This is a genomic window from Acinetobacter sp. S-1, assembly GCF_059579785.1.
Window position 1 is genome coordinate 2,567,994 of the sequence record NZ_CM184207.1, and the last position, 25,506, is coordinate 2,593,499.

General features: G+C 39.4%; 24 protein-coding genes. 9 read left to right on the top strand and 15 right to left on the bottom strand.

The window, feature by feature from the left end; all coding sequences use genetic code 11:
• Positions 1–136 precede the first annotated feature (136 nt).
• The 3 genes from AC52J8_RS12260 to AC52J8_RS12270 all read right to left on the bottom strand — a co-directional run bounded on the left by AC52J8_RS12260 (position 137) and on the right by AC52J8_RS12270 (position 2,870).
• Positions 137–1,372, bottom strand: coding sequence for a dihydroorotase (locus tag AC52J8_RS12260; protein ID WP_005076972.1), 1,236 nt, complete (start codon positions 1,370–1,372; stop codon positions 137–139).
• Between the two features lie 12 nt (positions 1,373–1,384).
• Complete coding sequence (locus AC52J8_RS12265) at positions 1,385–2,401, bottom strand: aspartate carbamoyltransferase catalytic subunit (protein WP_002121555.1); 1,017 nt, start codon at positions 2,399–2,401, stop codon at positions 1,385–1,387.
• Positions 2,402–2,525: 124 nt separating this feature from the next.
• Positions 2,526–2,870, bottom strand: coding sequence for a hypothetical protein (locus AC52J8_RS12270; protein WP_086400102.1), 345 nt, complete (start codon positions 2,868–2,870; stop codon positions 2,526–2,528).
• A gap of 239 nt (positions 2,871–3,109) precedes the next feature.
• Between AC52J8_RS12270 and rlmKL the strand changes: the two genes are divergently transcribed.
• A complete protein-coding gene (rlmKL, locus tag AC52J8_RS12275) occupies positions 3,110–5,320 on the top strand; it encodes a bifunctional 23S rRNA (guanine(2069)-N(7))-methyltransferase RlmK/23S rRNA (guanine(2445)-N(2))-methyltransferase RlmL (protein ID WP_057074211.1) in 2,211 nt (736 codons plus the stop codon).
• 18 nt (positions 5,321–5,338) lie between these two features.
• Here the strand turns inward: rlmKL and AC52J8_RS12280 are convergent, their stop codons facing one another.
• Entirely contained in the window at positions 5,339–5,755 is a 417-nt protein-coding gene (locus AC52J8_RS12280) for a hypothetical protein (protein WP_002121561.1), read from the bottom strand.
• Positions 5,756–6,023: 268 nt separating this feature from the next.
• Between AC52J8_RS12280 and AC52J8_RS12285 the strand changes: the two genes are divergently transcribed.
• Positions 6,024–6,518 (top strand): CinA family protein, encoded by a 495-nt coding sequence (locus AC52J8_RS12285; RefSeq protein ID WP_086400103.1) that lies wholly within the window; start codon positions 6,024–6,026, stop codon positions 6,516–6,518.
• 51 nt (positions 6,519–6,569) lie between these two features.
• Here AC52J8_RS12285 and clpB read toward each other — a convergent pair whose 3' ends face one another.
• Positions 6,570–9,149, bottom strand: coding sequence for an ATP-dependent chaperone ClpB (gene clpB, locus AC52J8_RS12290; RefSeq protein WP_086400104.1), 2,580 nt, complete (start codon positions 9,147–9,149; stop codon positions 6,570–6,572).
• A gap of 298 nt (positions 9,150–9,447) precedes the next feature.
• Here clpB and AC52J8_RS12295 point away from each other — a divergent pair, with 298 nt between their 5' ends.
• A complete protein-coding gene (locus AC52J8_RS12295; RefSeq protein ID WP_032037804.1) occupies positions 9,448–10,257 on the top strand; it encodes a M23 family metallopeptidase in 810 nt (269 codons plus the stop codon).
• Here the strand turns inward: AC52J8_RS12295 and AC52J8_RS12300 are convergent.
• From AC52J8_RS12300 to AC52J8_RS12310, 3 genes are all read right to left on the bottom strand, one after another.
• Positions 10,254–10,679 carry a GNAT family N-acetyltransferase gene (locus AC52J8_RS12300; RefSeq protein ID WP_086400105.1) on the bottom strand — a complete coding sequence of 142 codons (426 nt, stop codon included), beginning with the start codon at positions 10,677–10,679 and terminating at the stop codon, positions 10,254–10,256. The two genes, AC52J8_RS12295 and AC52J8_RS12300, sit on opposite strands and share 4 nt — an antisense overlap.
• Positions 10,680–10,777: 98 nt before the next feature.
• Entirely contained in the window at positions 10,778–11,200 is a 423-nt protein-coding gene (locus AC52J8_RS12305) for an OsmC family protein (RefSeq protein WP_002121528.1), read from the bottom strand.
• Positions 11,201–11,278: 78 nt separating this feature from the next.
• Positions 11,279–11,398 (bottom strand): hypothetical protein, encoded by a 120-nt coding sequence (locus tag AC52J8_RS12310; RefSeq protein WP_078224862.1) that lies wholly within the window; start codon positions 11,396–11,398, stop codon positions 11,279–11,281.
• A gap of 240 nt (positions 11,399–11,638) precedes the next feature.
• Between AC52J8_RS12310 and crp the strand changes: the two genes are divergently transcribed.
• Both crp and AC52J8_RS12320 read left to right on the top strand, forming a co-directional pair.
• Complete coding sequence (gene crp, locus AC52J8_RS12315; protein WP_005070320.1) at positions 11,639–12,346, top strand: cAMP-activated global transcriptional regulator CRP; 708 nt, start codon at positions 11,639–11,641, stop codon at positions 12,344–12,346.
• Between the two features lie 159 nt (positions 12,347–12,505).
• Entirely contained in the window at positions 12,506–13,555 is a 1,050-nt protein-coding gene (locus AC52J8_RS12320; protein WP_063098424.1) for an NADP(H)-dependent aldo-keto reductase, read from the top strand.
• A 54-nt stretch (positions 13,556–13,609) separates the two neighbouring features.
• On the opposite strand, the gene AC52J8_RS12325 is transcribed toward AC52J8_RS12320, so the two are convergent.
• The 5 genes from AC52J8_RS12325 to AC52J8_RS12345 form a co-directional block, all read right to left on the bottom strand.
• Entirely contained in the window at positions 13,610–14,389 is a 780-nt protein-coding gene (locus AC52J8_RS12325; RefSeq protein WP_002121572.1) for a M48 family metallopeptidase, read from the bottom strand.
• A 115-nt stretch (positions 14,390–14,504) separates the two neighbouring features.
• Positions 14,505–14,822 (bottom strand): hypothetical protein, encoded by a 318-nt coding sequence (locus tag AC52J8_RS12330; protein WP_002121533.1) that lies wholly within the window; start codon positions 14,820–14,822, stop codon positions 14,505–14,507.
• 122 nt (positions 14,823–14,944) lie between these two features.
• Positions 14,945–16,264 carry an adenylosuccinate synthase gene (locus tag AC52J8_RS12335; protein WP_002121613.1) on the bottom strand — a complete coding sequence of 440 codons (1,320 nt, stop codon included), beginning with the start codon at positions 16,262–16,264 and terminating at the stop codon, positions 14,945–14,947.
• 63 nt (positions 16,265–16,327) lie between these two features.
• The gene (locus tag AC52J8_RS12340; protein WP_014206187.1) at positions 16,328–17,494 is read right to left on the bottom strand and encodes an ATP phosphoribosyltransferase regulatory subunit; all 1,167 of its coding nucleotides are present in this window, start codon (positions 17,492–17,494) and stop codon (positions 16,328–16,330) included.
• Between the two features lie 311 nt (positions 17,495–17,805).
• Positions 17,806–18,825 (bottom strand): type I glyceraldehyde-3-phosphate dehydrogenase, encoded by a 1,020-nt coding sequence (locus tag AC52J8_RS12345; protein WP_086400106.1) that lies wholly within the window; start codon positions 18,823–18,825, stop codon positions 17,806–17,808.
• 269 nt (positions 18,826–19,094) lie between these two features.
• Here AC52J8_RS12345 and alaS point away from each other — a divergent pair, with 269 nt between their 5' ends.
• The 3 genes from alaS (at position 19,095) to csrA (ending at position 23,578) form a co-directional block, all read left to right on the top strand.
• Positions 19,095–21,731, top strand: coding sequence for an alanine--tRNA ligase (alaS, locus tag AC52J8_RS12350; protein ID WP_039757442.1), 2,637 nt, complete (start codon positions 19,095–19,097; stop codon positions 21,729–21,731).
• A 65-nt stretch (positions 21,732–21,796) separates the two neighbouring features.
• The gene (locus AC52J8_RS12355) at positions 21,797–23,077 is read left to right on the top strand and encodes an aspartate kinase (RefSeq protein WP_002115333.1); all 1,281 of its coding nucleotides are present in this window, start codon (positions 21,797–21,799) and stop codon (positions 23,075–23,077) included.
• Positions 23,078–23,323: 246 nt separating this feature from the next.
• Positions 23,324–23,578, top strand: a complete 255-nt coding sequence (gene csrA, locus AC52J8_RS12360; RefSeq protein WP_005135492.1) for a carbon storage regulator CsrA — start codon at positions 23,324–23,326, stop codon at positions 23,576–23,578.
• Between the two features lie 67 nt (positions 23,579–23,645).
• Here the strand turns inward: csrA and rnhB are convergent, their stop codons facing one another.
• The gene (gene rnhB, locus AC52J8_RS12365) at positions 23,646–24,212 is read right to left on the bottom strand and encodes a ribonuclease HII (protein WP_032056751.1); all 567 of its coding nucleotides are present in this window, start codon (positions 24,210–24,212) and stop codon (positions 23,646–23,648) included.
• 72 nt (positions 24,213–24,284) lie between these two features.
• Positions 24,285–24,674, bottom strand: coding sequence for a hypothetical protein (locus tag AC52J8_RS12370; protein WP_005076998.1), 390 nt, complete (start codon positions 24,672–24,674; stop codon positions 24,285–24,287).
• A 237-nt stretch (positions 24,675–24,911) separates the two neighbouring features.
• Between AC52J8_RS12370 and AC52J8_RS12375 the strand changes: the two genes are divergently transcribed.
• A complete protein-coding gene (locus AC52J8_RS12375; protein ID WP_065719128.1) occupies positions 24,912–25,469 on the top strand; it encodes a cytochrome b in 558 nt (185 codons plus the stop codon).
• Positions 25,470–25,506 lie beyond the last annotated feature (37 nt).

Here is a 25,506-nt window from a genome sequence, read left to right on the forward strand (position 1 = left end):
TTATTCTAATGTGCGCTCAATCATTTGTTGTTTTTTAAATAATTTATATACAAATTTCCATCTAGTATTTACAAAACAGGCAGATCTTATTGATCTACCTGTTTATATTTTAAATTTACTTTAAATAACCGTTTTATCAGTTAGCAAAAGTTTGAAGTACTTTACCGGTAAGGTTTTGACCCAGCAATGGAGTATTTTTCCCTTGTGATAAAATTGTGTCTTTGCTTACTGTCCAGTTTAATTCAGGATCTACTAATACCCATCCTGCTTCATCTTCCCAACGCGTAGTCATATTGGCAACCTGCGCAGGTACGCTAGTCACTTTTTCAACCCACTCTAAAGGTTCAAATAAACCTTCATTAATGAGCTGAATGCCTAAAGATACATAAGTATCAAAAGCAGTAATGCCCGGTTGAGTTTCAGCAAATGGTGCCATTTTTGCTGAACTGCTTAAAGGCTCATGATGCGTACAAATTGCATCAATCACGCCTTCTTTTAAGCCTTGACGTAAAAGTTCTTTATCTTGCTCAGAACGCAATGGTGGACGAACATGCGCAAGTGAATTGAAACCATCAGTTAAGTGTTCAGTTAAATGCAATTGATGCATTGCTACATCGGCAGTCACAGGTAAACCTTTTGCTTTTGCTGCGCGGATTAATTCAACCGATGCACCGCAAGATAACAAACCAAAGTGAGCTTTTACGCCAGTTGCTTCAATCATAAGCAGATATTTTGCAATCGCTACAGTTTCAGCAATTGCAGGAATCATCGGCAAACCTTGGCGAGAAGCAATAAAGCCTTCGTGTGCACATCCGTCTTTAGCAATCTGTGGCTCTTCAGCATAAAACACGACTGTTAAACCGAGACCCGCTGCATATTCCAAGGTACGAATAACTACATCGTCATTTTCAAAAGCAGCATTTGCATTAGAAACAGCAGTACAACCGCCTTTTTTCAGGCCCGCCATATTTGCAGGTTGTTTACCATTTAAACCTTGGGTTTGAGCACCAATGATATGCATGTGAATGCCCCCATCATGCCATGCCTTTTCAATCAAGCCATGAATGAGAGCACCGTTGTCTTGTACAATCGGCTTTGAATCAGGTGGTGTAATCACATGCAAAATACCATTGGCACGTGCTGCCTTACCTTCCGATTTCAATGTCCCATGTTGCTGTTGACCCGGTTCACGCAAACGCGCGCACAAATCAACCATGGTTGGCATTAACCATTTACCTTGGCCATCAATGGTTTGCTCAACTTGCTCAACTGGAGCAACTAACTTGCCATTTTCAATATATACAGTTTGTACGCTGTCTGTTTTTTGGATTGGGTCTAACACACGTACATTTTCAATTTTTACAATACTCATGTGATCCATTCCTTACAACGTAATCGCTTCAATTAAACCTTGCTCTTGGAGTTGGCCTTGCATCGATAACGCCAATACGGCCATACGAACTGCAATACCATTGGTTACTTGTTTCAAAATAACCGACTGATCTCCATCAGCAACACTTGAATCAATTTCTACACCACGGTTCATTGGTCCCGGATGCATCACAATGCAATCTGGTTTAGCTAAACCAAGACGTTCTTTGTTTAAACCATACATTCTGTAGAATTCAGACTGTGAAGATAACGCTGGAGAGTCAATACGTTCGTTTTGAATACGTAAGGCAATAATCACATCACAATCGGTAATGCCTTCATCCATCTTGTTAAACAAGCGAACGTGCTCGCCATATTCCGAAAAGCCCACTGGCAATAATGTATTCGGTGCAATCACACGAATATCTTTACAACCTAGGGTTTGTAATGCAGCTACATCCGAACGTGCTACGCGAGAGTGTTTAATGTCCCCGATAATAGCAACGCTTAAATCTTCAAATGGTTTTTTAGTTTCACGGCGAATAGTAAGCATATCAAGCATCGCTTGCGTCGGATGAGCATGACGTCCATCCCCTGCATTAATAATCGCGACCTTTGGACATACATCTTTAGCAATGAAATGTGCAGCACCCGAAGATGAATGGCGAACAACAAAGATATCCGCTGCCATTGCTTCAAGGTTCCAGAGCGTATCGCGCAGAGTTTCACCTTTTGAAGTACTTGAACGAGCAATATCAATGTTCAGTACATTGGCAGACAAACGTTTTGCTGCTGCTTCAAAAGTAGTACGGGTACGTGTGGAGTTTTCAAAGAAGAGATTCATAACCGTCAATCCCTCTAAGAGCGGACGGTTAATTAAATTATTATTATCATCTAAAAAGCTTTGTGCGGTATCTAAAATCTTGGTGAGGTTTTCTTTTGAAAGTCCCTCAATCGTTAAAAAATGTTTTAAATTTCCGTCTTGATTGAGCTGAACCTGGCTCGGTTGATGCAACGCTGCAATATGCATAATGGATTCCTATGGGTCGAATCGCGAAAACGTGCATAGTGTAGCTGAATTCCGCTCTTTTCGCAGAAGAACTTTACAGAATAAGGCCCTAAATTGACCAGAAAATTTAGAACCTTATTGGCAATTACCTTAATGCACCAATGTAATGGTGCGGAACTTGAGCCCGATAAATATCCTCAGCGGTAATTTCCGACTCTTCATCGACTTTAACAACAGCGATTTTTTCTTTTTGAGAAGGCTCTGGTATTGTATCAACCAACGATTTCAATCGCTCAACACTTCGTTTTAATTCGTCATCCTCTGTTTCTAGTGCAAGCGCAATGACATATTTTGCATAATCTTTATTTTGGACAACGTACATTGCATCTATTACCCGCCCCGTCACCCTACGCATGCGTACATATATTTGTGTCGCTACTGAGAAAGCATCCGCATTAGCAATAAAACCATTCCCCATCATGTCTTTCATTTATAATTACCCCATCAATTTAAAATAATAAAATGGTTAAAAACTGGCTATGTTTGTTAATTAAATAACCATTGATAGGATTGAGTTAGCAAAATACATACCACTTTAATTGTTTTAATCTTTAAAAATCAGTTTATTGGTTGGATTATGATAGGTTGCAATAATTTAAAAACCTTTACACATCAAAATAAGTTAAACTTTGCATCGTTAATATTTATATGTTTTGGTCAATCGAGTTTATGAATACCTCTTTACGTTTAAACCACTATTGGATTACTTGTGCTGATGGTTTAGAAGCCCTCTTACAAGAAGAAATAGAACAGCTTGGCACCAAAGTGACAGAACGTAAAGCAGGACGTTTAATCATTGAAGGGACGCTTGAACATGCTTACCGCATCTGTATGTGGTCGCGCCTTGCTTCTCGTGTTTTATTGCCTATTCATACTTATGAACTTGAACATACACACGATGCACGTGATGTAGCAGAAGAGCTTTATGAAGGTGCGATTAGTTTTGACTGGTCACTTATTTTTGCACCACAAAGTACCTTCGCTATTCGCTTACATGCAGAACGTGAAATTAAGGTTAACACTCAATTTGCAACGCTTAGAGCAAAAGATGGTGTTGTAGATTCCTTTATGGAAGCTGTAGGTCGTCGTCCGAGCATTGATACTAAACAACCAGAAATTACGTTATATGTTTTAGCAGGTAAAACTGAGCATACATATTGCCTAGATTTATCAGGTGATTCATTACATAAACGTGGTTACCGTCGTTATATGACGGATGCGCCAATTAAAGAAAACCTTGCTGCGGCAATCTTACAAAAAGCTCAGCTTCAACAGCGCAACCCAGAAATTGTGCTCGACCCGATGTGTGGTTCAGGTACATTTATTATTGAAGCATTAATGATTTTAACTGACCGTGCACCAGGCCTTGTTCGCCGTTTTGGTTTTAATGGTTGGCATGGTCATGACCGTGAACTTTGGCTTTCACTTAAAGCTGAAGCAGCAGAACGTCACGAAAAGGCGCTTGAATTACCTTTACCTAAATTTTATGCCTACGATGCAGACTGGGAAGCTGTCAAAGCTACTCGTGAAAATATTATTGCGGCAGGCTTTGAAAAACAGTTAGGCCAAATTCAAATTGAAGAACGTACTTTAGCGGACTGGCCTGATTTTTCAGCTGAAGGCAAAACTGCATTTATTGTGACTAACCCTCCATATGGTGAACGTTTAGGTGATAAAGCATCTAACCGCTCTCTTTACTTAGGTTTATCTGCGCTTTTACAAAAACATTTCCCTAATCAATATGCAGCAATTATTGCAGCTCAAATTGAACAAGCCGATGTTTTAGCGTTTGAAGCACCTGAAACTTTACGTTTAATGAATGGTAAGTTACCGATTTACATTCGTTTTGGTTCAATTAAGCCAGAAAAAGTAACTCAGCCATTCTTAGCAACTTGGCAAGCTCAACCTATTGAAATGGAAGAAGCTCAAGATTTTGCTAATCGTTTGCAAAAAAATATGACTGCCTTGAAAAAATGGGCAACAAAAGAAAATGTTTATTGCTTACGTTTGTATGATGCAGACTTACCTGACTTTAATGTCGCTGTTGACTTATACGGCGATCGCTTACATGTTCAGGAATATGCACCACCAAAAACAATCGATCCTGAAAAAGCAAAAAAACGTTTTAATTTAGCACTCGCTGCAATTCGTGCTGTTACTGGTTTAAACCGCGATGCTATCTTCATTAAGACACGTGCGCGCCAAACTGGTACAAATCAATATACAAAACAAAGCACAGCTTCAAAACGTTTTATCGTTCAGGAAGGTAAAGCTAAAATTTTAGTTAACCTGACAGATTACCTAGATACAGGTTTATTCCTCGACCACCGTCAAATGCGTTTACGTATTGCTCAAGAAGCTCGTGGTAAGCACTTCTTGAACTTATATAGCTACACCTCTACAGCAAGCTTACATGCTGCTTTAGGCGGTGCTGCAAGCACGACAAGTGTAGACTTATCTAATACCTACTTAAGCTGGTCAAAAGAAAACTTCGTTTTAAATGGCCTGACTGTAGATCACGCAGATGAACAGCACATGTTCTTTGCGAGCGACTGTTTTGAGTGGTTAAAAGAAGGTCACGAACAATATGACCTTATTTTTATCGATCCACCGACATTCTCAAACTCTAAAAAGTTCTATGGTACTTTCGACGTCCAACGTGACCATGTTTCACTCATTAAACGTGCAATGAATCGTTTAAACAGTGAAGGAACGCTCTATTTCTCAAACAACTATCGTGGTTTTGAAATGGATGAAGAGATCGAAGCTATTTTTCAGGTTGAAGAAATCACTTCTGAAACCATTGGCCCTGATTTTAAACGTAATCAGAAAATCCACCGTGCATGGAAAATCCAGCATCCTGGTCTAGATCAATATTAATAAGATTAGAGGTTATTATTACTTCACGGTAATAATAACCTCACCATGAACATTTTTTGATTCAAAATCATATTTGGTAAATCGGTCTGCTCTTTCGGGTAATGCCATCATTTCCAGTTTCTTCTTTTCTTTACTATCGATAACATGGTTTTGTTTTTGTTCTTGATAAGGTGAAAGTACACTTGTTCTAAGTGCATCCCATCGAACTTGCTGTAAATAATTATCACCTAACACCTGACGTGCTTGTTGTTGTTCTATCATTGGTTTCTTAGCATCGTCTTGAGCTTTCGCAATAATCACAGGTAAAGCTGCATTTACTGCCCCTGTTTGTGTTGCTAAGGCCCCTTCACTTAGAGGCTGCGCACCCCATACGTTAATTGGTATCAGTATAATACAACCTAAAATACACAGCGCAGGTCCTTGTTTATTGTTCATTGCATTTATCCTAAATTGTTATTGTTCGTTATATCGAACAAAATTAACAATTTTTTAAACATGTCGCAATGTTATAAATAGACTTCCCGACAATTAACATTGATCATTTTAAAACCTGAACTATTACACAAGCATTTAGTGAATATTCAAGTTGTTTTATAGATTTTTATCTCAGACTTGTACGACACTGCTAAATCACTTACTGTAATTTTATAATTTATCTGTAAATCGATTCTATTTATAAATAAACACCATTCGAGGTGAAATAATGCTTCAGCAGTGCTGCCAACTATTAGAAGATCGCCAGCTCAAAATTGCTTTTATTGAAAGTGCGAGTTCGGGTTATTTAACAAGTCAGTTTTCTATTCATAAAAATAGTGGTGCAGATATTTTACTGGGTGCTTTAGTTAGCTACGACCCAAGCATTAAAATTAGTATTTTAAATATCGATCCAAAGTTAATAGAGACTTACACAGCAGAGTCACCTCAAGTCACAGAGGAAATGTGTAGGCTGGGTCAAAGCTTATTTCAACAAGCTGATATTATTGTCAGTTGTACTGGGCTATTAAAATCTGGCGGAAGTGAAACCCCAGAAAAACCTGTGGGCACCTTTTTTATTTGCATTTCTTACCAACAGCATATTTATCATTATCGTTATTTTTTATCTGGTCACTCAGAACAAAAGTTAAAGACATTAACTCAGAAAGTTTCAGATGCCATAATTGCTTTGCTCACATCAACCCTAAAAACTGATTCACCATAAAAAAAAGAGAATATGTTTCCATATTCTCTTTTTGGTTTTAGCAGACAAAGCTTAGCTGAGTTTCATTTTATCGAAGACTAAATGCCCATTTTCGCCTTTAACTAGAATAGTATCACCTGCGACAAAATCACCCGACAAGATTTTTTGTGCTAATGTGTTTTCAATCTGTTGTTGAATAGCACGTTTTAATGGACGCGCGCCATAGACAGGATCGAAACCAGCATCAATCAATAAATCAAAAGCGGTATCATCTACAGTTAGACTCATGTCACGATCAACAAGACGCGAACGTAATCGATCCAACTGAATATCGGCAATACCACGAATTTGTGCTTTTTTGAGTGAATGGAAAATCACAAGCTCATCAATCCGGTTAATAAATTCCGGACGGAAATGCTGACTTACCGCATTCATTACAATGGTACGCACTTCATCGTCTGTTGCACCCTCACCTAGCTCACGTACATCTTGTGAACCTAAGTTCGAAGTCATCACAATTACCGTATTTTTAAAGTCTACTACTCGACCTTGTGAGTCGGTTAAGCGTCCGTCATCCAACACTTGTAGCAAGATATTGAATACATCAGGATGCGCTTTTTCGACTTCATCAAACAACACAACACTATATGGCTTACGGCGAACAGCTTCAGTTAAAACACCGCCTTCTTCATAACCAACATATCCTGGAGGTGCTCCAACCAAACGGCTAACAGAATGTTTCTCCATGAATTCACTCATGTCGATACGAATCATGGCATCATCACTGTCAAACAAGAAGTTAGCTAAAGCTTTAGTCAACTCAGTTTTACCAACACCTGTTGGACCCAAGAACAAGAATGATCCACTAGGACGATTCGGGTCAGACAAACCGGCACGTGAACGGCGAACAGCATTCGATACCGCAACAACTGCTTCATCTTGCCCAACTACGCGGTCATGTAAAAACTCCTCCATATTAAGAAGTTTTTCACGTTCGCCTTGCATCATTTTAGCAACCGGAATACCTGTTGCAGCACTAACAACTTCAGCAATTTCATTTTCAGTTACTTTAGTACGAATGAGTTTTGGCTCTTCGTTCTCCTCTGCAACTTCATCTTGCTCCAGTTGTTTTTGCAACTCTGGAATTACGCCATACTGTAAACGTGCTGCCTCAGCCAAATCACCTTCACGCTGAGCTTTCTCAAAAGCAATACGCGCTTTATCAAGTTCCACCTGAGCCTGTTTAGTACCTTCTACCAAAGTTTTTTCAGACTTCCAGATTTCTTCAAGATCGTTATATTCTTTCTCGACTTCAGCAATCTGTTTTTCAAGATGAGTGACTTCAGCTTTACTGCCGACATCTTCATCTTTTTTCACAGCTTCCAATTGCATTTTCAACTGGATTAAACGGCGATCTAGCTTATCAAGTGCTTCAGGTTTAGAGTCAATCTCCATTTTAATACGAGAAGCTGCCTCATCAATCAAATCAATTGCCTTGTCTGGTAATTGACGATCGGTGATGTAACGATGAGACATTTTCGCCGCAGCAATAATCGCAGAGTCTAAAATTTGTACACCATGGTGAGTGGCATATTTTTCTTTAAGTCCACGTAAAATTGCAATCGTATCTTCAACACTTGGTTCATCAACCAGTACTTTCTGGAAACGACGCTCTAAAGCTGCATCTTTTTCAATATATTGACGATATTCATCTAAGGTCGTCGCACCCACACAGCGCAATTCACCACGAGCCAATGCAGGTTTTAACATATTCCCTGCATCCATCGCGCCATCACCTTTACCTGCACCTACGAGTGTATGTAACTCATCAATAAACAGGATGATTTCGCCTTCGTGTTTTGCTAAGTCTTTTAAGACAGCTTTTAAACGTTCTTCAAACTCACCACGATATTTAGCACCAGCCAGTAATGAACCTAAATCAAGGGATAAAACACGTTTATTTTTTAATCCCTCTGGCACTTCACCATTCACAATACGCTGAGCCAAACCTTCAACAATAGCGGTTTTACCTACACCCGGCTCACCAATAAGAACAGGGTTGTTTTTTGTACGACGCGACAAGACTTGAATGGTACGGCGAATCTCATCATCACGCCCAATCACCGGATCAAGTTTTCCAGATAAAGCACGCTCTGTTAAATCAATCGTATATTTATTAAGTGAGTCACGTTGGTCTTCGTGATTATTACTCATGACTTTGTCATTACCTCGAATATGTTCAATTACTTTGCGTAAGCTGTCGGGAGTTACACCTACCGCACTTAAAATATTTTTAGTTTCGCCTGTCTCTGCCAAACCTAATAAAACCCAGTCAGTTGATAAAAATTCATCACCTGCCTTTTGCGCATATCTGTCTGCCAAATTAAGCGCTTTAACGGCTTCTGGGTTTAAGTTGACATCACCCGTTGGGTTGGCAATTGTCGGCGCATCTTTTATAGCCTGTTCAAGTTTTTGTTTAAGTTCAGGTAACCGTGCACCTGCTTGTTGCAACAAACTAATATTTGATGGCTCTACTAACAAGGTAGACAAAATATGAATACCTGCGATAGCGGTATGGTCTTTACCCATCGCTAAAGATTGAGCATCTGAGAGGGCTTGCTGCAAGCGGTTTGTAAATTTCTCAAAACGCATTCTTGTTATTCCTCACAACAAATTTGTACTTGTCTAATAGATGGGAACACTTCTTCGAATTTCAAATAAATTTTTATATATTTTTCATAATGTTACAAAATAACAATGAGTAAAACTCCATTATAATATGGGATTGTTTTGTATATATTTCAAGTACAGTTCAGCTACATTTTATTAAAATGATTGAATATTTAGATTCATGCTTATTCTTACTACGCTTTTCACAAAGTCCTCATTGAGAATTTAGTGATTAAGCTTTAGTTTATCTTGCTAGTTTCCTACTCATTTTGAAATGAAAATGCACTTTAAACACATTATATTAACAACAACTTGTCTTTTTACTTCGGCACTAGCAATCGCTCAGCTTCCACAAGACTCCAGACGACCTGGTGGAATTGCAGTTGTTCCTCTAACTACTGATATTACTCAGGTCACTTTTCAACAAAAGCCTGTTTTAATTAGCCAAGAAGGTCAGCAGCGTTATGCCGTGCTTGGCATTCCATTATCTACTCCAATCGGCAGTATTCAACTCGACACAAATAAAGCCCCGATTCAAATAGAAGTTAAGTCTTATCCTTACGCAGAACAACGGATTAAAGTCACGAACCAAGATTATGTGAACCCTAACCAAAGTCAATTAGACCGCTACGCTCAAGAAGCAAAAGAACAAAATGATGTGTATACCTCATTTACACAGAGCTCATGGCAAACCCTACCCACATTTATACGCCCGACTTCAGGGAAATTTAGCAACTCTTTTGGAAGAAAGCGCTTTTTCAATGGCGAGGAACGCGCGCCTCACTCAGGTTTAGATATTCCTGCGCCAGTAGGACAAAAAGTTGTTGCTCCGGCAGATGGTGTTGTTATCCAAACTGGATCTTATTTTTTTAATGGACAAACCGTGTTGATTGATCATGGCCAAGGCTTAGTCAGCATGTTCTGCCATTTAAGCGCAATTAAAGTAGAGAAAGGCCAACATATCCGCCAAGGAGAAACACTAGGTTTAGTAGGCAAAACAGGACGCGTGACAGGCCCTCATCTGCATTGGGGCATGAGCCTTAATAATGCTCGGGTAGATCCTCAGCTTTTTCTAAATACAGCTCGTTAATTTAAAGCTTTACGAAAATACTTTGGCGCTTCGATATAGCCTTCTCTTAGGTAAAATTGATGTGCCAAAGGTCTTTGCATTCCAGAATGAAGTTCCATTCGATCACACCCTCGGCGTCTGGCTTGTTGCTCAGCCTCCTTTACGAGTAAATGCCCTACACCTTTGCTACGCATATTCTCATCAACACACAGATAGCATATTTTGGCAAAGTCACCTTGTAAGGCAATTTGCGGAATAAAGTAGAGAGATAAAAAACCATAAATTTTACCCCTCTCTTCAGCAATCAAAATTTGTGAATTAGAGTTATTATGGAGTGTCTCAAATTTTTCTTGAATAAGAGCAAGAGGCTGTGGGTATCCCATCTGTTTAAGTAGATCACATATAGCTTGAGTATCTTCTGATTTAGCAGAACGAATATTCACCTTTCTTCTCTCTATTATTTTTTAGTTATTTTTGACAATAAAAAAAGCCAACTCTCATGTCAGCTTTTTTTTTTAATTTCTAGGTATCAAAAAATGCCTTATTCCGCTTCAATAATTTCGAAGTCATGTGTAATTTCTACACCACCATCGGAAAGCATTTTACTCGCTGAACAATATTTCTCGGCAGACAATTCAACTGCTTTTGCAACCTGCTTTTCTTTCACAGCTTTACCAGTTACCACAAAATGTAAGTGGATTTTAGTAAACACAGCCGGAATTGCGTCAGCGCGCTCAGCTTTTAAATTACATACAACATTCGTCACATCTTGGCGAGATTTCTTTAAAATAGTCACAATATCAAACGAAGCACACCCACCAAGTCCCATTAATATCAATTCCATAGGACGTGGACCACGGTTTTCACCACCATACTCAGGTGAGCCGTCCATGATGACACTATGCCCACTATCCGATTTCGCTTCAAAAGCAACATTCTCTAGCCAATGTACACTTGTTTGCATTGCAACTACCCAAAAAAAATTATAAATTTAAGCAGGGTCTGTTGACATTTCATCTATGGATTGCGTTATAGCTAAAAATTAATCCAAATAAGACGCAAAACCCAGACAATGGCAATCCTTTGTCCAGTTTTGTAATAAAATTTGTGAAATTTCAGCCATAATCTGAGTTGCAATTAAAGCAGCGCAGGCATAGCGCAAGACCAAGTTATTTTGTACGTTCCATTGTTAAGATCTATTTATTTAGAATCGCTAAATTTCATAGTTCTTATTTGGTACGTCTAAAAGAATTGTCTTATGTTGCAACCATCTGTGAAATGTCAACAGGCCCTTGTTTTGTACACTAACATAAAATGAGTTGATAAGGAATTTCATCTCTTCTGTGTAATAGCTCATCTCGAGCTTGTGTGAATTGTTTACCCTATTCGGAACATATTAAGCATGACTTCAAATTTTTCACAACTCAGCACAGATGCTTTATCTCCGGGGCAACTACCTGAATCCGTTAAAGCATTGTTAAAACGTGCTCACATCAACAGATATCCAAAACGAACCACAATTGTTGATGCCGGAACAGAGTCAAAATCTTTATATTTAATTTTAAAAGGCTCAGTTTCAATTATTTTGCGTGAAGATGACGAACGTGAAATTGTTGTTGCGTATTTAAATCCGGGCGATTTCTTTGGGGAAATGGGGCTTTTCGAACCGAACCCTCAACGTACAGCCGAAGTTCGAACTCGTGATGTCTGTGAAATTGCAGAGATCTCTTATGACAACTTCCACGAACTTAGCAAACAATACCCAGACTTAAGCTATGCTGTTTTTGCACAATTAGTTCGCCGTCTAAAAAATACGACCCGTAAAATGACAGATCTTGCGTTCATTGATGTGTCTGGTCGTATTGCACGTTGCTTAATCGATCTATCTTCTCAACCAGAAGCAATGATTTTGCCGAATGGTCGTCAAATTCGTATTACTCGTCAAGAAATTGGCCGTATTGTTGGATGTTCACGTGAGATGGTTGGCCGTGTACTCAAAACCTTAGAAGATCAAGGTATGATCCAAACTGATGGTAAAGCCATTCTTATTTTTGATGCATCATTAGAAGAAAACACTGTTTCTGATGATGACTACGACGATGAAGAATAATATTCATTAAATTTTTAATAAAAAGCAAACTTCGGTTTGCTTTTTTTATATGCAACAATGAGTTAATACACAAAACTTACAAACTATTCTAATTTTATGATTTAAGTTGAATACATATTCTCCGTTAGGCTAACTCAAAATTTCCAAGGATTCCGCTGTATGCAATTTAACCCTCTTAGTCGCACAGGCCTTAAACTTCCAGAAATTTGTTTAGGCACCATGACATTTGGTGAGCAAAACTCCCAACAAGAAGCTTTTGAACAACTCAATTACGCCTTGGCGCATGGCTTATATTTTTGGGATACGGCAGAGATGTATTCCGTTCCACCAAAACCTGAAACTTATGGAGCAACTGAAACGATTATTGGCAATTGGTTTGCCCAGCATGGACAACGTGACAAAGTCTTTCTTGCATCTAAAATTGCAGGTCCTGGCTTTGGAGGAACACACATCCGAGAAGGCAATACACGCTTTAACAGTGACCATATTGCCAAAGCTCTAGATGGATCACTTAAACGCCTCCAAACGGACTATATCGACCTTTATCAACTGCATTGGCCTGAACGTCATACCAACTTTTTTGGTACGCTCGCTTATGGCAATCAGCAAGCTGAAAATGATTACGACACAACACCTCTAGAAGAAACCTTACTTGCTCTACAAGAAGAGATTAATCGCGGGCGCATTCGCTATATTGGTTTATCAAATGAAACCCCGTGGGGCACCATGAAATTTTTACATTTGGCCGAAAAGCTAGGTGTCAGTAAATTTGTAAGTGTTCAAAACCCTTATAGTCTTCTTAACCGTACTTATGAAATAGGTATGTCAGAGATTGCTAAATATGAGGATGTCGGCTTGCTCGCCTACTCTCCTCTGGCTTTTGGTTACCTAACTGGCAAGTTTAGAAATGGTGCACGTCCCGCTAATGCTCGTGTGACACTATTCCCTCGCTTTAGCCGCTACAGTAACCCTCAAAGTGAGTGGGCAACTGAACAATATGCACAGCTAGCAGAAAAGCATGGACTAAGCTTAACTCAGATGGCCTTAGCTTTTATTAAGCAACAATTTTTTGTGACAAGCACAATTATTGGTGCCACTAATTTAGATCAACTCAAAGAAAATATTCAGGCATTTGAGATTGAACTACCAAGTGAAGTTCTAAAAGGTATTGAGGCCATCCATACCCAACAGCCCAACCCTGCTCCTTAAATAAAAAACGGATGCTTAAGCATCCGTTTTCTTTATCTATATAAAATTTATATCTTATTTACGGCTATTATAAACTGCCATTGCCGCAGGTAAGTTTTTACGCATATCACCAATACGTTGTGAGTTAGATGGGTGAGTAGACAAGAATGATGAACCACCGCCACCTTCAAGCTTATTCATTTTTTCCCAAAGTGTAATCGCTGCATTTGGATTATAGCCTGCGCGCGCCATCAACATTAAACCACCTTGGTCAGCACGACTTTCCAAGCTACGAGAATATGGTAAGCCCACACCCACTTGTGTACCTAACTGAGCGGCAGCAGTACCAAGCTGGCCTACGTTATTACCCGCATAGCTTAAACCGATGCCTAGAGCTAAATCAGTTAAAGCTTGTGCACCGATTTTACTTTTTGCATGCTCCTCTAAAGCATGTGTCATTTCATGTCCCATAACAGCTGCAATTTCAGCATCTGTCAGGTTCAACTTATTCACAATACCTGTATAGAACACGACCTTGCCACCAGGTGCAACGTAAGCATTAATCGTATCTGATTTCAACACCGCTAACTGCCAGCTAAATGGTTGACCAGTCTGATTCATCTGGTTAGCATATGGTTTTAAACGGTTGAATACAGCATTAATACGGTTATATGTACTAGAGCTTGTATCGAGAGCACCCTTACCACGTGCTTCCTGCACCATCTTATTAAAACCTTGAGCAGATTGAGCATTTAAGGTTGCAGTATCTGCACCAGCCATGTCCGCCACTGTTGCACAGCCAGAAATGGTCATCACACTTGCTGCACACAAGCTTAAAAAGAGTTTTTTATTCATAACACGGATCACCTAAATCGATAAAAAGCTGTTTATTCTTTTGCACTTATTATAAGAAATACCACTCATGCTTTGAATGTCTCATTTCTTCATGATCATAGTATTTATGTAACGATCAAGTAGATAAAGTCATCAAATAAATCCAGAAAATTAAACAGATTACATTTAAACCCAGATAAACATGACTTAAGGTTTTAACTTTCTCTTCAAGATTAGGACTTTCCCGTTTCCAGAGTAAATAACTATTTTGTATGAGTACAACAGGAATTAACACACATGCGAACAAAACCGACAAGCTCATAAAAGCAGTCATAAAGAAATCTTCATGATACTCCTGTCCATAAATAACCAACATCGCCAGCGTGGGTGAACCACCAATAGCAAATAAAAAAGAATAAAAAATTGTTTTTGAAATAGTTGGTTGCAGCTTCATCCTGAGCCCATCCTTCCTTATCTATATATAACGTTTTAATCTGAATCTAATAAAACGAAAACTGCACTTTAGTCGGGTATAAAAAAAGCCCCCTTTCAGGAGGCCTTTTTAATCTTTGCTAATTAAGCAGAGAATGGATGACGTAAAACAATTGTTTCTGCACGATCTGGACCAGTTGAAACGATATCAATCGGACATTCGATTAATTGTTCAATACGCTTAACATAAGCCAAAGCATTTGCTGGTAATTGATCGATACTAGTTAAACCAACAGTCGACTCGCTCCAACCAGGCATAGTTTCATAGATTGGCTTCAAGCATTCAAAAGAAACCGCATCTGAAGAACCGACACAACCTGAATCTGTATTTTCATAACCTACACAGATTTTTACTTCTTCCAAACCATCTAAAACGTCAAGTTTAGTTAAGCAAATACCTGAAAGTGAGTTTACATCTACAGAACGGCGAAGAATTTCAGCATCAAACCAACCACAACGACGTTGACGGCCAGTAGAAGCACCAAATTCATGACCAACTGTACCTAGGTGTTTACCAATTGGGTCACCAGAATCAGCAGCTGCATCGTAAACTAATTCAGTTGGGAATGGACCAGCACCTACACGTGTTGTATAAGCTTTAGTAATACCTAATACATAATCAAGATGTAAAGGTCCCATACCTGAACCAGAGCTTACGCCACCAGCAGTTGTATTTGAACTTGTAACATACGGATAAGTGCCATGGTCAATGTCTAGAAGTGAGCCTTGAGCTCCTTCAAACATTACAGCCTTACCTTCTTTGCGATAGTCATGCAACACTTTAGTCACGTCAATCACTAATGGAGCAAGCACTTCACGCCATTGGTTGCAAAGAGCCAATACATCTTCAAATTTAACAGCTTCTACACCGTAGAACTGAGTTAATTGGAAGTTATGTAACTCAAGCATTTCTTGAAGTTTTTCTTCTAATGCTGCACCACCACGAACAAGGTCAGCAACACGCACTGCACGGCGAGCTACTTTATCTTCGTATGCAGGACCAATACCACGACCTGTAGTACCGATTTTAGCATTACCACGTTTCTTCTCACGTGCCTGATCAAGTGCAATGTGGTTAGGCAAAATGAGTGGACAGTTTGGAGAAATACGTAGACGTTCTTTAACAGGAACACCTTCCGCTTCCAAAATTCCCATTTCTTCAATTAACGCGGCTGGTGAAAGTACTACACCATTACCAATTAAGCACAATACGTTTTCACGTAAAATGCCTGATGGAATGAGGTGCAATACAGTCTTTTTACCACCTACGACAAGAGTATGACCTGCGTTATGTCCGCCTTGATAACGTACTACCGCAGCCGCCTGATCTGTGAGCAGGTCGACGATTTTACCTTTACCTTCGTCGCCCCATTGGGTACCAAGTACCACAACATTTTTGCCCATAATAGCCTCATTACATCATGCTGTTAAAATTGGAAACCACCAGTAAAAATTTACCGTTGGCGATTAAATCTTTTCAATATTCCACTGTCCATTTTGCGACACGAGTTGATGGGTCGCATATGGAATAGAACTTAAATCATCATTACCTAACAATTGAACCACACGTAAACCTTGAGCACGTGCATTCGAAATTGCTGAGAGTAAATCCTGTTCTGAGCCTTTTGGAGCAACAACAGTTTCGATTTCCGCGAACTGATTTGCACCTAAGGCATATAAATCACAACTAAAACCAGTAGCAGGGCGTGCGCGGCCAAAGTGCTCACCAATACCATCATAACGGCCACCCTGTGCTAAAGGCGCAGCTCGATTCGGTGCATAAACCGCATACATTAAGCCAGTGTGATAGTGATAACTACGTAGCTCTACAACATCAATACCGATATTGAGATTTGGCCAACGGCCTTTAATTTGCGCAAGTGTAGTTTTAAGTGCATCTAATGCTGACTTAAATTCAGCATCTTGTAAGATGTTTGCACTTAAATTCGCCTGTAATGCTTCTAGATCACTAGAATAACGGCCAAGTGCATAGAAATCAGAACCCATATTGAGGTTTTGAGTAAATTCAGCTAACTCTGGTAACGCTTTTCTTTGATAAAGATCTGAAAGCTCATGCTCTTCATTTTTTGACAGTCCAGCACATTTTACTAAACTGCGGAACAACCCTACATGGCCCAAATCTAGATGTGCGCCTTGTAAAGTGTAGATATTCTCGATCAACCCCAGCATAACATCGACCATTTCGACATCAGCTTCGATACTGTCATGCCCGTATAACTCTGCACCTAATTGTAGAGGTGCACGTGTGGCATTAAAATTTTGTGGTTTAGTATGTAATACAGTCCCTGAATAACAGTAACGTGCAACACCTTCAACTGGTCTTACATGTGCATCGATACGTGCAACTTGCGGTGTCATATCAGCACGAACACCGAGTAAACGGCCTGAGAGCTGATCAATGACCTTAAAAGTTACTAAATCTAAGTCTTGATTTGATTCTGATAATGAAGACAACGATTCGATGTATTCGATAAATGGTGTATATACCAATTGATAACCTCGTACCGCGAGGAAATCTAAAGCTTCACGGCGAAGTTTTTCAATGACTTGCGCCTGTTCCGGCAATACATCTGCTACCCCGTCAGGCAGCAACCATGTCTCTGAAATGGTCATATTTCAAGCCTAAAATCTGATCAACGTGGAACGACCCCACATAAAAAAATCGGGAACACACCCGATTTCTCTTAGTGTAGCATGATACTTTGTGCCATGCACCTGACAATTTGCATAAATCTTTCTTAATAAACTCTAAAGTCAAAAAGAAGATTTTATGAATTAACAATAATATTCAATATCTTATTCTCATTCACTCATATCATAGACAAAAGTTCTTCGACCAAAGAATGGGCCAATATCTGAGCTATCTCCTTGTTGCCAGTTAATCAGATTTAATCTTTGAATAGCTTTCTTAAGGTATTTTAAATTTAGAAAGAATTACACAGATCCAATAAACGATTTGCATAGCCCCATTCATTATCGTACCAAGCGAATACTTTAGCTTGATGCCCTACAACCATAGTTTGAGTTAAATCAACAATGAGTGAATAAGGTGAATGATTGAAATCACTCGAAACTAATGGCTCATCTGTTACCGCCATAATTTCCGCATAATCTGTTTGAGAAGCTTTAATTAGTATTTCATTAATGCGATGCACAGTAATTGGAGATTGAGCGATAAAAGTTAAGTCAATTGCCGCCACATTAATAGTCGGTACACGAATTGAATAACCATCAATACGGTCTTCCATTTTAGGCATAACACGTTTTAATGCGCCGAGTGCACTTGACGTGGTCGGGATAATATTTTGCCCTGAAGCTCTAGCACGACGTAAATCACGATGTGCGTGGTCAAGAACAGATTGATCTGCTGTCACTGCATGAATTTCTGTCATAAGTGCGGTTTCAATACCAAAAGCATCATCAATGATTTTGACTAATGGAACCAAAGCTTGAGTAGTACACGACACACTCGAAATGATTTGATCAGTCACTTTGACTTCATTGTGGTTCACACCATAAACAATGGCTGCGTCAACATGATCAAAAGGTGCCGCCCCAATAATGACCCGCTTCGCCCCTGCTTGTAGATGACGTGTCGCATCCGCATGAGAACGGAACAGTCCTGTACATTCAAGTACCACATCAATATCTAAACTAGACCATGGTAAAAGTTCAGGTTGTTTCTGCTTTAAAACCTCAACTTTTAGCGTTCGTTGATTTGACTGAATATTCAAAAAAACTTTTTCATTTTCAATGAATATATCTACATTTCCATTGAAGCGGCCGTGCGTAGAATCATATTTAAATAAATGCACTAATGTCTGGACATCTGCTATATCGTTAATCGCCACGATTTCAAAATGAAATTGTTTTGGGCTTTCGAACCAGGCGCGTAAAACATTACGTCCAATCCGACCAAACCCATTAATGGCGATACGTTGCATGACCTATCCTTATCAACAAAACTACAAACTAAAGAAGGCATATAGTAAAGCACGTCAAGGCCAATTGAATATAGATTTTTAGCCAAATCACAGTTTTGTAAGATATTCCTTTTAAAATCGTTGGTTCGGTGGGGTTTTTCCGCTACAATTTAGCGTTTTTAAAAAATAAGCCCCGTATCACATGCAAGGTTTGGCATAAAACAAACAGGCATTGATACATTTAGCCAAATTCGAAAATATGGAGTGACTTGGTTGTGAGTACTCGTTTAATGACATCTGCTGAAATTCGTGAAGCATTTTTGCGCTACTTTGAAACGCAAGGGCATACACGTGTCGCGTCGAGTTCTCTTGTTCCTGCCAACGACCCAACTTTATTATTTACAAATGCTGGGATGAACCAGTTTAAAGACTGCTTTTTAGGTCTTGAGAAACGTGACTATGTGCGTGCAACTACATCTCAAAAATGTGTACGCGCTGGCGGTAAACACAATGACTTAGACAACGTTGGCTACACTGCACGTCACCATACATTCTTTGAAATGTTAGGTAATTTCTCATTCGGTGATTATTTCAAACGTGATGCGCTTAAATTCGCATGGGAATTTTTAACCAGCGAACAATGGCTTGCTTTACCAAAAGATAAACTTTATGCCACGGTTTACCACACCGATGACGAAGCTTACGACATCTGGAACAAAGAAATCGGTTTAGCACCAGAACGTATTATCCGTATTGGTGATAATAAAGGCGAAAAATACGCATCTGATAACTTCTGGGCAATGGGTGATACTGGCCCATGCGGTCCATGTTCTGAGATTTTCTTTGACCATGGTGATCACATTTGGGGTGGTTTACCAGGCTCACCTGAAGAAGACGGTGACCGTTTCATTGAAATCTGGAACAACGTTTTCATGCAGTTTAACCGTACTGCTGATGGCGTGCTTCACCCTCTTCCTGCTCCGTCTGTTGATACAGGTATGGGCTTAGAGCGTATCTCTGCTGTATTGCAACATGTTAATTCGAACTACGACATTGACTTGTTCCAACACTTATTAAAAGCTGCTGCAAATATTATTGGTATCGAAGACCAAGGTCAGCCTTCTTTACGTGTTGTTGCAGACCATGCGCGTTCATGCTGTTTCCTCATTGCTGATGGTGTAAATCCAAGTAATGAAGGTCGTGGTTATGTACTTCGCCGTATTATCCGCCGTGCTGTTCGTCACGGTAATAAACTTGGTGCAACTGGTACGTTCTTCTACAAAATGTTGCAACCTTTAATTGAAGTTATGGGTGATGCATATCCAGAGCTTGCAGCTCGTAAAGATGTGATTGAAGCAACTTTAATTCGTGAAGAAGAACAGTTTGCTAAAACACTTGAGCAAGGCTTAAAACTACTTGAAGGTGAGCTTGCTCAATTAAAAGATAAGACGATTCCTGGTGCCACTGTATTTAAACTTTACGACACTTACGGCTTCCCGACAGACTTAACTGCGGATATTGCACGTGAACGTGACTTTATTATTGATGAAGCTGGTTTTGAAGTGGAAATGGCAGCACAGCGTCAACGTGCTCGTGATGCTGGTAAGTTTGCCGTTGATTACAACAACATTGTAAAAGTTGAAGGCGAAACTCAGTTTGATGGTTACATCAACACTACTGGTCAAGGTCAAATTGTAGCGATCTATAAAGATGGGGTACAAGTTGACGAAGTTTCTGAAGGTGATGAAGCGCTTATCGTTTTAAACCAAACTCCTTTCTATGCTGAAAGTGGTGGTCAGATTGGTGATACTGGTATCTTCAAAAACGAAACTGGTATTTTTGAAGTTCAAGATACTAAAAAGTCAGGTGGTGCCTTTGTTCATCAAGGTATTGTGACCGTTGGTAGCCTTAAAGCAGATCAAAATGTTGAAGCGATTGTTAAAGCAGACATTCGTGAAGCAACTGCACGTAATCACTCTGCAACTCACCTATTACATGCTGCCCTTCGTCAAATCTTAGGTTCACATGTACAACAAAAAGGTTCTTTAGTTGCAAGCGATATCTTACGTTTCGACTTTGCTAATGACCAACCTGTAACTTTTGAACAGTTACAACAAGTTGAGCGCTTAGTGAATGCAGAAATTATTGCAAATAGTGCTGTAACAACCGAACTTCTTGATATCGAGGCTGCAAAAGCTAAAGGTGCCATGATGTTGTTCGGTGAAAAATATGGTGATGAAGTACGTGTACTTTCTATGGGTTCAATTATTGATGAGAAAAACTTCTCAATTGAACTTTGTGGTGGTATCCACGTTAAACGTACAGGTGATATTGGTTTATTCAAAATCACTTCTGAAGGTGGTGTAGCTGCTGGTGTACGTCGTATTGAAGCTGTTACAGGTACTAAAGCGCTAGATGTAGTACAAAAAACTGATGCTGATATCCAGCACATTAATGGCTTATTAAAAGCACAGAAAGACCAAACTGTTGAGCGTGTACAAGCCAATGTTGAATTGGTTTCTGCATTACAAAAGCAGATTGAACAGCTCAATCAGAAATTGGCAAACTTCCAAGCGTCAGAATTGATTGATCAGGTACAAACCATTGCTGGTCGTCAAACGCTTATTACCACTGTTCAAGGTGTAGATGCAAAATCACTTCGCAACTTACACGACAGTGTTAAATCGAAATTAGAGAATGCAGTTATTGTGTTAGCTGGTGTAGAGGGTGACAAAGTCAGCCTACTTGCTTCAGTTGCATCACAATACACTGCAACTCTAAAAGCAGGTGACATCATCAAACATCTAGCAACCGAGTTAGGTGGTAAAGGTGGTGGTAAACCTGACTTAGCACAAGGTGGCGCGCCACTTAACGAGAAGTTTGGACAAGTTATCGCAGCATTGCCTGCATGGCTTGAACAAAAATAAGACTTCACTTTTTGTGTAACTGACCCTGAAAAGCCTCTCAGGGTCATGGCTTATATGGAACAACTATGGCATTAATCGTTCAAAAATATGGCGGTACTTCTATGGGTACCCCCGAGCGCATTTTAAATGTTGCTCGTCGTGTGAAGCGTTGGCATGATCACGGTCACAAGGTTGTTGTGGTCGTATCTGCAATGAGTGGTGAAACAAACCGCTTACTTGCTCTCGCTAAAGCCATTACCGAAACACCTGACCCACGTGAGTTAGACCAAATGGTTTCAACCGGTGAACAGGTGACGATTTCCATGTTAGCTATGGCACTTAATTCGATTGGTGTGGAAGCTAAATCCTATACCGGACGTCAAGTCGGTATTAAAACTGACAGTGCATTTACCAAGGCGCGTATCGAGTCTATTGATACAGATGTCATGACCAATGACCTAGATGCAGGCCGTGTTATTGTGGTTGCCGGTTTCCAAGGCTTTGATGCTAATGGAAATACCACAACACTAGGTCGAGGTGGTTCAGATACTTCAGGTGTTGCTCTTGCTGCTGCTTTAAAAGCTGACGAATGCCAGATTTACACTGATGTAGATGGTGTTTACACTACTGACCCTCGCGTTGCTCCTAAAGCCAAAAAAATCGACCGTATTTCTTTTGAAGAAATGCTAGAAATGGCATCATTAGGTTCTAAAGTTTTACAAATTCGCTCAGTAGAGTTTGCCGGGAAATATCAAGTTCCTTTACGTGTATTATCAAGCTTTGATAATGACGACGACGGCGTTTTTGACGACGAATTTAAAGAAAATGTTGGTACACTCATTACTACTGAGGCAGAAGATACTATGGAACAGCCAATTATTGCAGGTATTGCTTTTAACCGTGACGAAGCAAAATTAACGATTTTAGGTGTACCTGATGAACCAGGCATTGCTTCTAAAATCTTATCACCAGTAAGTGATGCCAATATCGAAGTCGATATGATAGTGCAAAATGTTGAAGAAGATGGCACAACAGATTTCACTTTCACTGTAAACCGTGTTGATTTAGCGAAAGCTGAAAAAATCTTAAACGAAACTGCTAAAAATATTGGCGCACGTGAAGTTTCAACACGTGATGACATCGTTAAAGTATCTATCGTTGGTGTAGGTATGCGTTCACACGCAGGTGTAGCGAGCAAAATGTTCACTGCCCTTGCTGATGAAGGTATCAATATTCTTATGATTTCAACTTCTGAAATTAAAGTTTCTGTGATTATCGACGAGAAATACCTTGAACTTGCTGTTCGCTGCTTACATACCGCTTTTGGTTTGGATCGTGAACATGGTGAAAGCAGCGCCCGCGCTTAATTTTACCAACCGGTCAAGAATTCATTAAAAAATGTTTACTTGTCCGACAATAATCAAAGAAAACACAGAGCCGCTATAGTTTTTTTTATAGCGGCTCTGTTATATTAAACGGAAAGTTTTTTGGCAGAGATTATCAAAATATGACTTTGTTCTCATATTTCTGTTAGAATCTGACTGAAAACTGAGGTTGAGCTTTTTATTTGGGTACCAATATTGCAGTTTTAAGCGTTTAGCAAGGAGATAAACATGCTGATTCTGACCCGCCGTGTCGGGGAAACATTAATGATTGGGGATCAAGTCAGTGTTACTGTGCTTGGCGTCAAAGGAAACCAGGTTCGTATTGGTGTGAATGCACCAAAAGAGGTTTCTGTTCATCGCGAAGAAATTTATCAACGTATTCAACATGAACGTGCAATGCATGAACACCTTCAACATCTTGATCAAGATTATCAAGTTTCTTATGAAGATGATAATTATGTACAGAAAAACTTCAATCGTTAGTATGAAGTTGTTCTCTCCCTAATTAAAGCGACTTTATAGTCGCTTTAAATTTTTTAAGTGGTTGTATTTATAGACCTAAAGCACGTTTAACAGGTGCGTAACTACGACGATGCTGATCAATCACGCCATGCACGGCAATCGCTTCAAAATGTGCTTTGGTTGGATATCCTTTATGTTTGGCAAAACCAAATAACGGATATTGCTGATCTAATTCTGCCATTTGTCGATCTCGTGTCACTTTTGCCAAGATACTTGCTGCACTAATTTCAGCATGGCTTGCATCTCCACCAATAATGGCTTCACAAGGAATAATAATTCCTTTCGGAATTTGATTACCATCAACGATCACTTTTTGAGGTTGAGTTTTCAAGCCATCAACAGCGCGTTGCATAGCCAAAAAAGTCGCCTGTAAAATATTTAGCTCATCAATTTCAGCATGAGTTGCTTCAGCAATTGACCAAGCTAAGGCTTTTTCTTGTATTTCAATAAACAACTTTTCACGTTTCTTTTCAGTTAATTTTTTAGAATCATTTAATCCTAAAATTGGATTATTCGGATCTAAAATAACGGCTGCTGCCACAACCGAACCTACTAAAGGCCCCCGTCCCGCCTCATCTACACCAGCAATAAACATATCAACTCACTACCTTTAAATAAAAGAGGCTGATCAATAGTAATCAGCCTTCTTTAACACATAATTTATTAATTACTTTTGTAAAGCTTCTGCCACACAAGCGTTTACAGTTTTAGAAACCACTTGGTTTACGATTGTAGCACGTGTATTTACATCAAGTGCAGCTGCAGCTAATTCTACTGCTGTCACACTGTTTGGAGCTTTTTCGCTCACACAACCACACACATTCGTTTGGATGCTATCACGTTGCTCAGCAGTCATATATTTTGTTGCTGTTTTCCAAGCTGCAACATTATTAATCTCTGTAATACATTTCGCATTTACAGCAACCTTTAACGCAGCAACGCCTAATTGTTGAGTTGTGGTTTGTGCAGAAGCAGCACCTGTACCAGTGCCTGTAGTTGTTGCACATGCTGTTAAAGCTAAAACAACTGGCGCTAGAGCGAGCATCAATTTTTTCATCATTTTTTCCTTTGATTGAACGTTGGCAGCGCGTATTGTGCCTAAACTCAACTTTAGAAGAAACAAATAATTTGATGCATTTATGCAAACTATTTTGCCGAGTGAAATTCAGCTCATCAAATGCTTTTTGGAGTAAAACGTTCTGTTTTTAGCACGCTCTGTCACATATAAAACATTTCTCAAAATCTGTGCTTTCCCCTAAAATCACAAATCAAAACGACAAAAAAAGGGTCTTTTATGCCTACTGCTTCCTCTCAGTATTACACCCGTACAGCACAAATTCTGCATTGGGTGATGGCAATTATTTTCATCGTCGCATGGGTTATTGGCTTTTATAGTGGAAATTTTTTAAGCTATGACGTTGATGGCAGCTTTAAAGGTGATGTGATTACGTTGCACAAGAACATTGCAACCACAATTATCTTTTTAGTCATTATCCGGATTTTATGGCGCTATACACATCCAGCTCCAAAACTACCTGACACCATGTCACCGATGATGAAAACTCTGGCACACGTTGGTCATCTATTCCTTTATGTGATTTTGGTTGCTTTACCTGTTACGGGTTGCTTGTTTAGTTGGAGTGCTGGTCACCCTGCCCCTGTTTTATATTTGTTTGAAATTCCACGTTTAGTGCAAGATAACCCAGAGCTTTTAGCTGTTGTTAAACCATTACATATTTATATTTCTTGGTTTGCAGGTTTTCTTATTGTAGGGCATGTACTTGCAGCTTTGAAACATCACTTTATTGATAAAGACAATATTTTAAATAGTATGACCAAACAGCCTAAATAAACCTGATATATAAAAAAACCGCCCGAGATAGGCGGTT

Bases quoted from the DNA above. Each gene is read 5' to 3' on its own strand.
- clpB (WP_086400104.1), bottom strand. From the start codon at position 9,149: ATGCGTTTTGAGAAATTTACAAACCGCTTGCAGCAAGCCCTCTCAGAT.
- AC52J8_RS12295 (WP_032037804.1), top strand. From the start codon at position 9,448: ATGCACTTTAAACACATTATATTAACAACAACTTGTCTTTTTACTTCG.
- AC52J8_RS12335 (WP_002121613.1), bottom strand. From the start codon at position 16,264: ATGGGCAAAAATGTTGTGGTACTTGGTACCCAATGGGGCGACGAAGGT.
- rnhB (WP_032056751.1), bottom strand. From the start codon at position 24,212: ATGTTTATTGCTGGTGTAGATGAGGCGGGACGGGGGCCTTTAGTAGGT.
- AC52J8_RS12340 (WP_014206187.1), bottom strand. From the start codon at position 17,494: ATGACCATTTCAGAGACATGGTTGCTGCCTGACGGGGTAGCAGATGTA.
- AC52J8_RS12355 (WP_002115333.1), top strand. From the start codon at position 21,797: ATGGCATTAATCGTTCAAAAATATGGCGGTACTTCTATGGGTACCCCC.
- AC52J8_RS12305 (WP_002121528.1), bottom strand. From the start codon at position 11,200: ATGCAAACAAGTGTACATTGGCTAGAGAATGTTGCTTTTGAAGCGAAA.
- AC52J8_RS12320 (WP_063098424.1), top strand. From the start codon at position 12,506: ATGCAATTTAACCCTCTTAGTCGCACAGGCCTTAAACTTCCAGAAATT.
- AC52J8_RS12265 (WP_002121555.1), bottom strand. From the start codon at position 2,401: ATGCATATTGCAGCGTTGCATCAACCGAGCCAGGTTCAGCTCAATCAA.
- AC52J8_RS12285 (WP_086400103.1), top strand. From the start codon at position 6,024: ATGCTTCAGCAGTGCTGCCAACTATTAGAAGATCGCCAGCTCAAAATT.
- AC52J8_RS12330 (WP_002121533.1), bottom strand. From the start codon at position 14,822: ATGAAGCTGCAACCAACTATTTCAAAAACAATTTTTTATTCTTTTTTA.
- alaS (WP_039757442.1), top strand. From the start codon at position 19,095: ATGACATCTGCTGAAATTCGTGAAGCATTTTTGCGCTACTTTGAAACG.
- AC52J8_RS12345 (WP_086400106.1), bottom strand. From the start codon at position 18,825: ATGCAACGTATCGCCATTAATGGGTTTGGTCGGATTGGACGTAATGTT.
- AC52J8_RS12375 (WP_065719128.1), top strand. From the start codon at position 24,912: ATGCCTACTGCTTCCTCTCAGTATTACACCCGTACAGCACAAATTCTG.
- AC52J8_RS12325 (WP_002121572.1), bottom strand. From the start codon at position 14,389: ATGAATAAAAAACTCTTTTTAAGCTTGTGTGCAGCAAGTGTGATGACC.
- crp (WP_005070320.1), top strand. From the start codon at position 11,639: ATGACTTCAAATTTTTCACAACTCAGCACAGATGCTTTATCTCCGGGG.
- AC52J8_RS12370 (WP_005076998.1), bottom strand. From the start codon at position 24,674: ATGAAAAAATTGATGCTCGCTCTAGCGCCAGTTGTTTTAGCTTTAACA.
- csrA (WP_005135492.1), top strand. From the start codon at position 23,324: ATGCTGATTCTGACCCGCCGTGTCGGGGAAACATTAATGATTGGGGAT.
- rlmKL (WP_057074211.1), top strand. From the start codon at position 3,110: ATGAATACCTCTTTACGTTTAAACCACTATTGGATTACTTGTGCTGAT.
- AC52J8_RS12270 (WP_086400102.1), bottom strand. From the start codon at position 2,870: ATGAAAGACATGATGGGGAATGGTTTTATTGCTAATGCGGATGCTTTC.
- AC52J8_RS12260 (WP_005076972.1), bottom strand. From the start codon at position 1,372: ATGAGTATTGTAAAAATTGAAAATGTACGTGTGTTAGACCCAATCCAA.
- AC52J8_RS12280 (WP_002121561.1), bottom strand. From the start codon at position 5,755: ATGAACAATAAACAAGGACCTGCGCTGTGTATTTTAGGTTGTATTATA.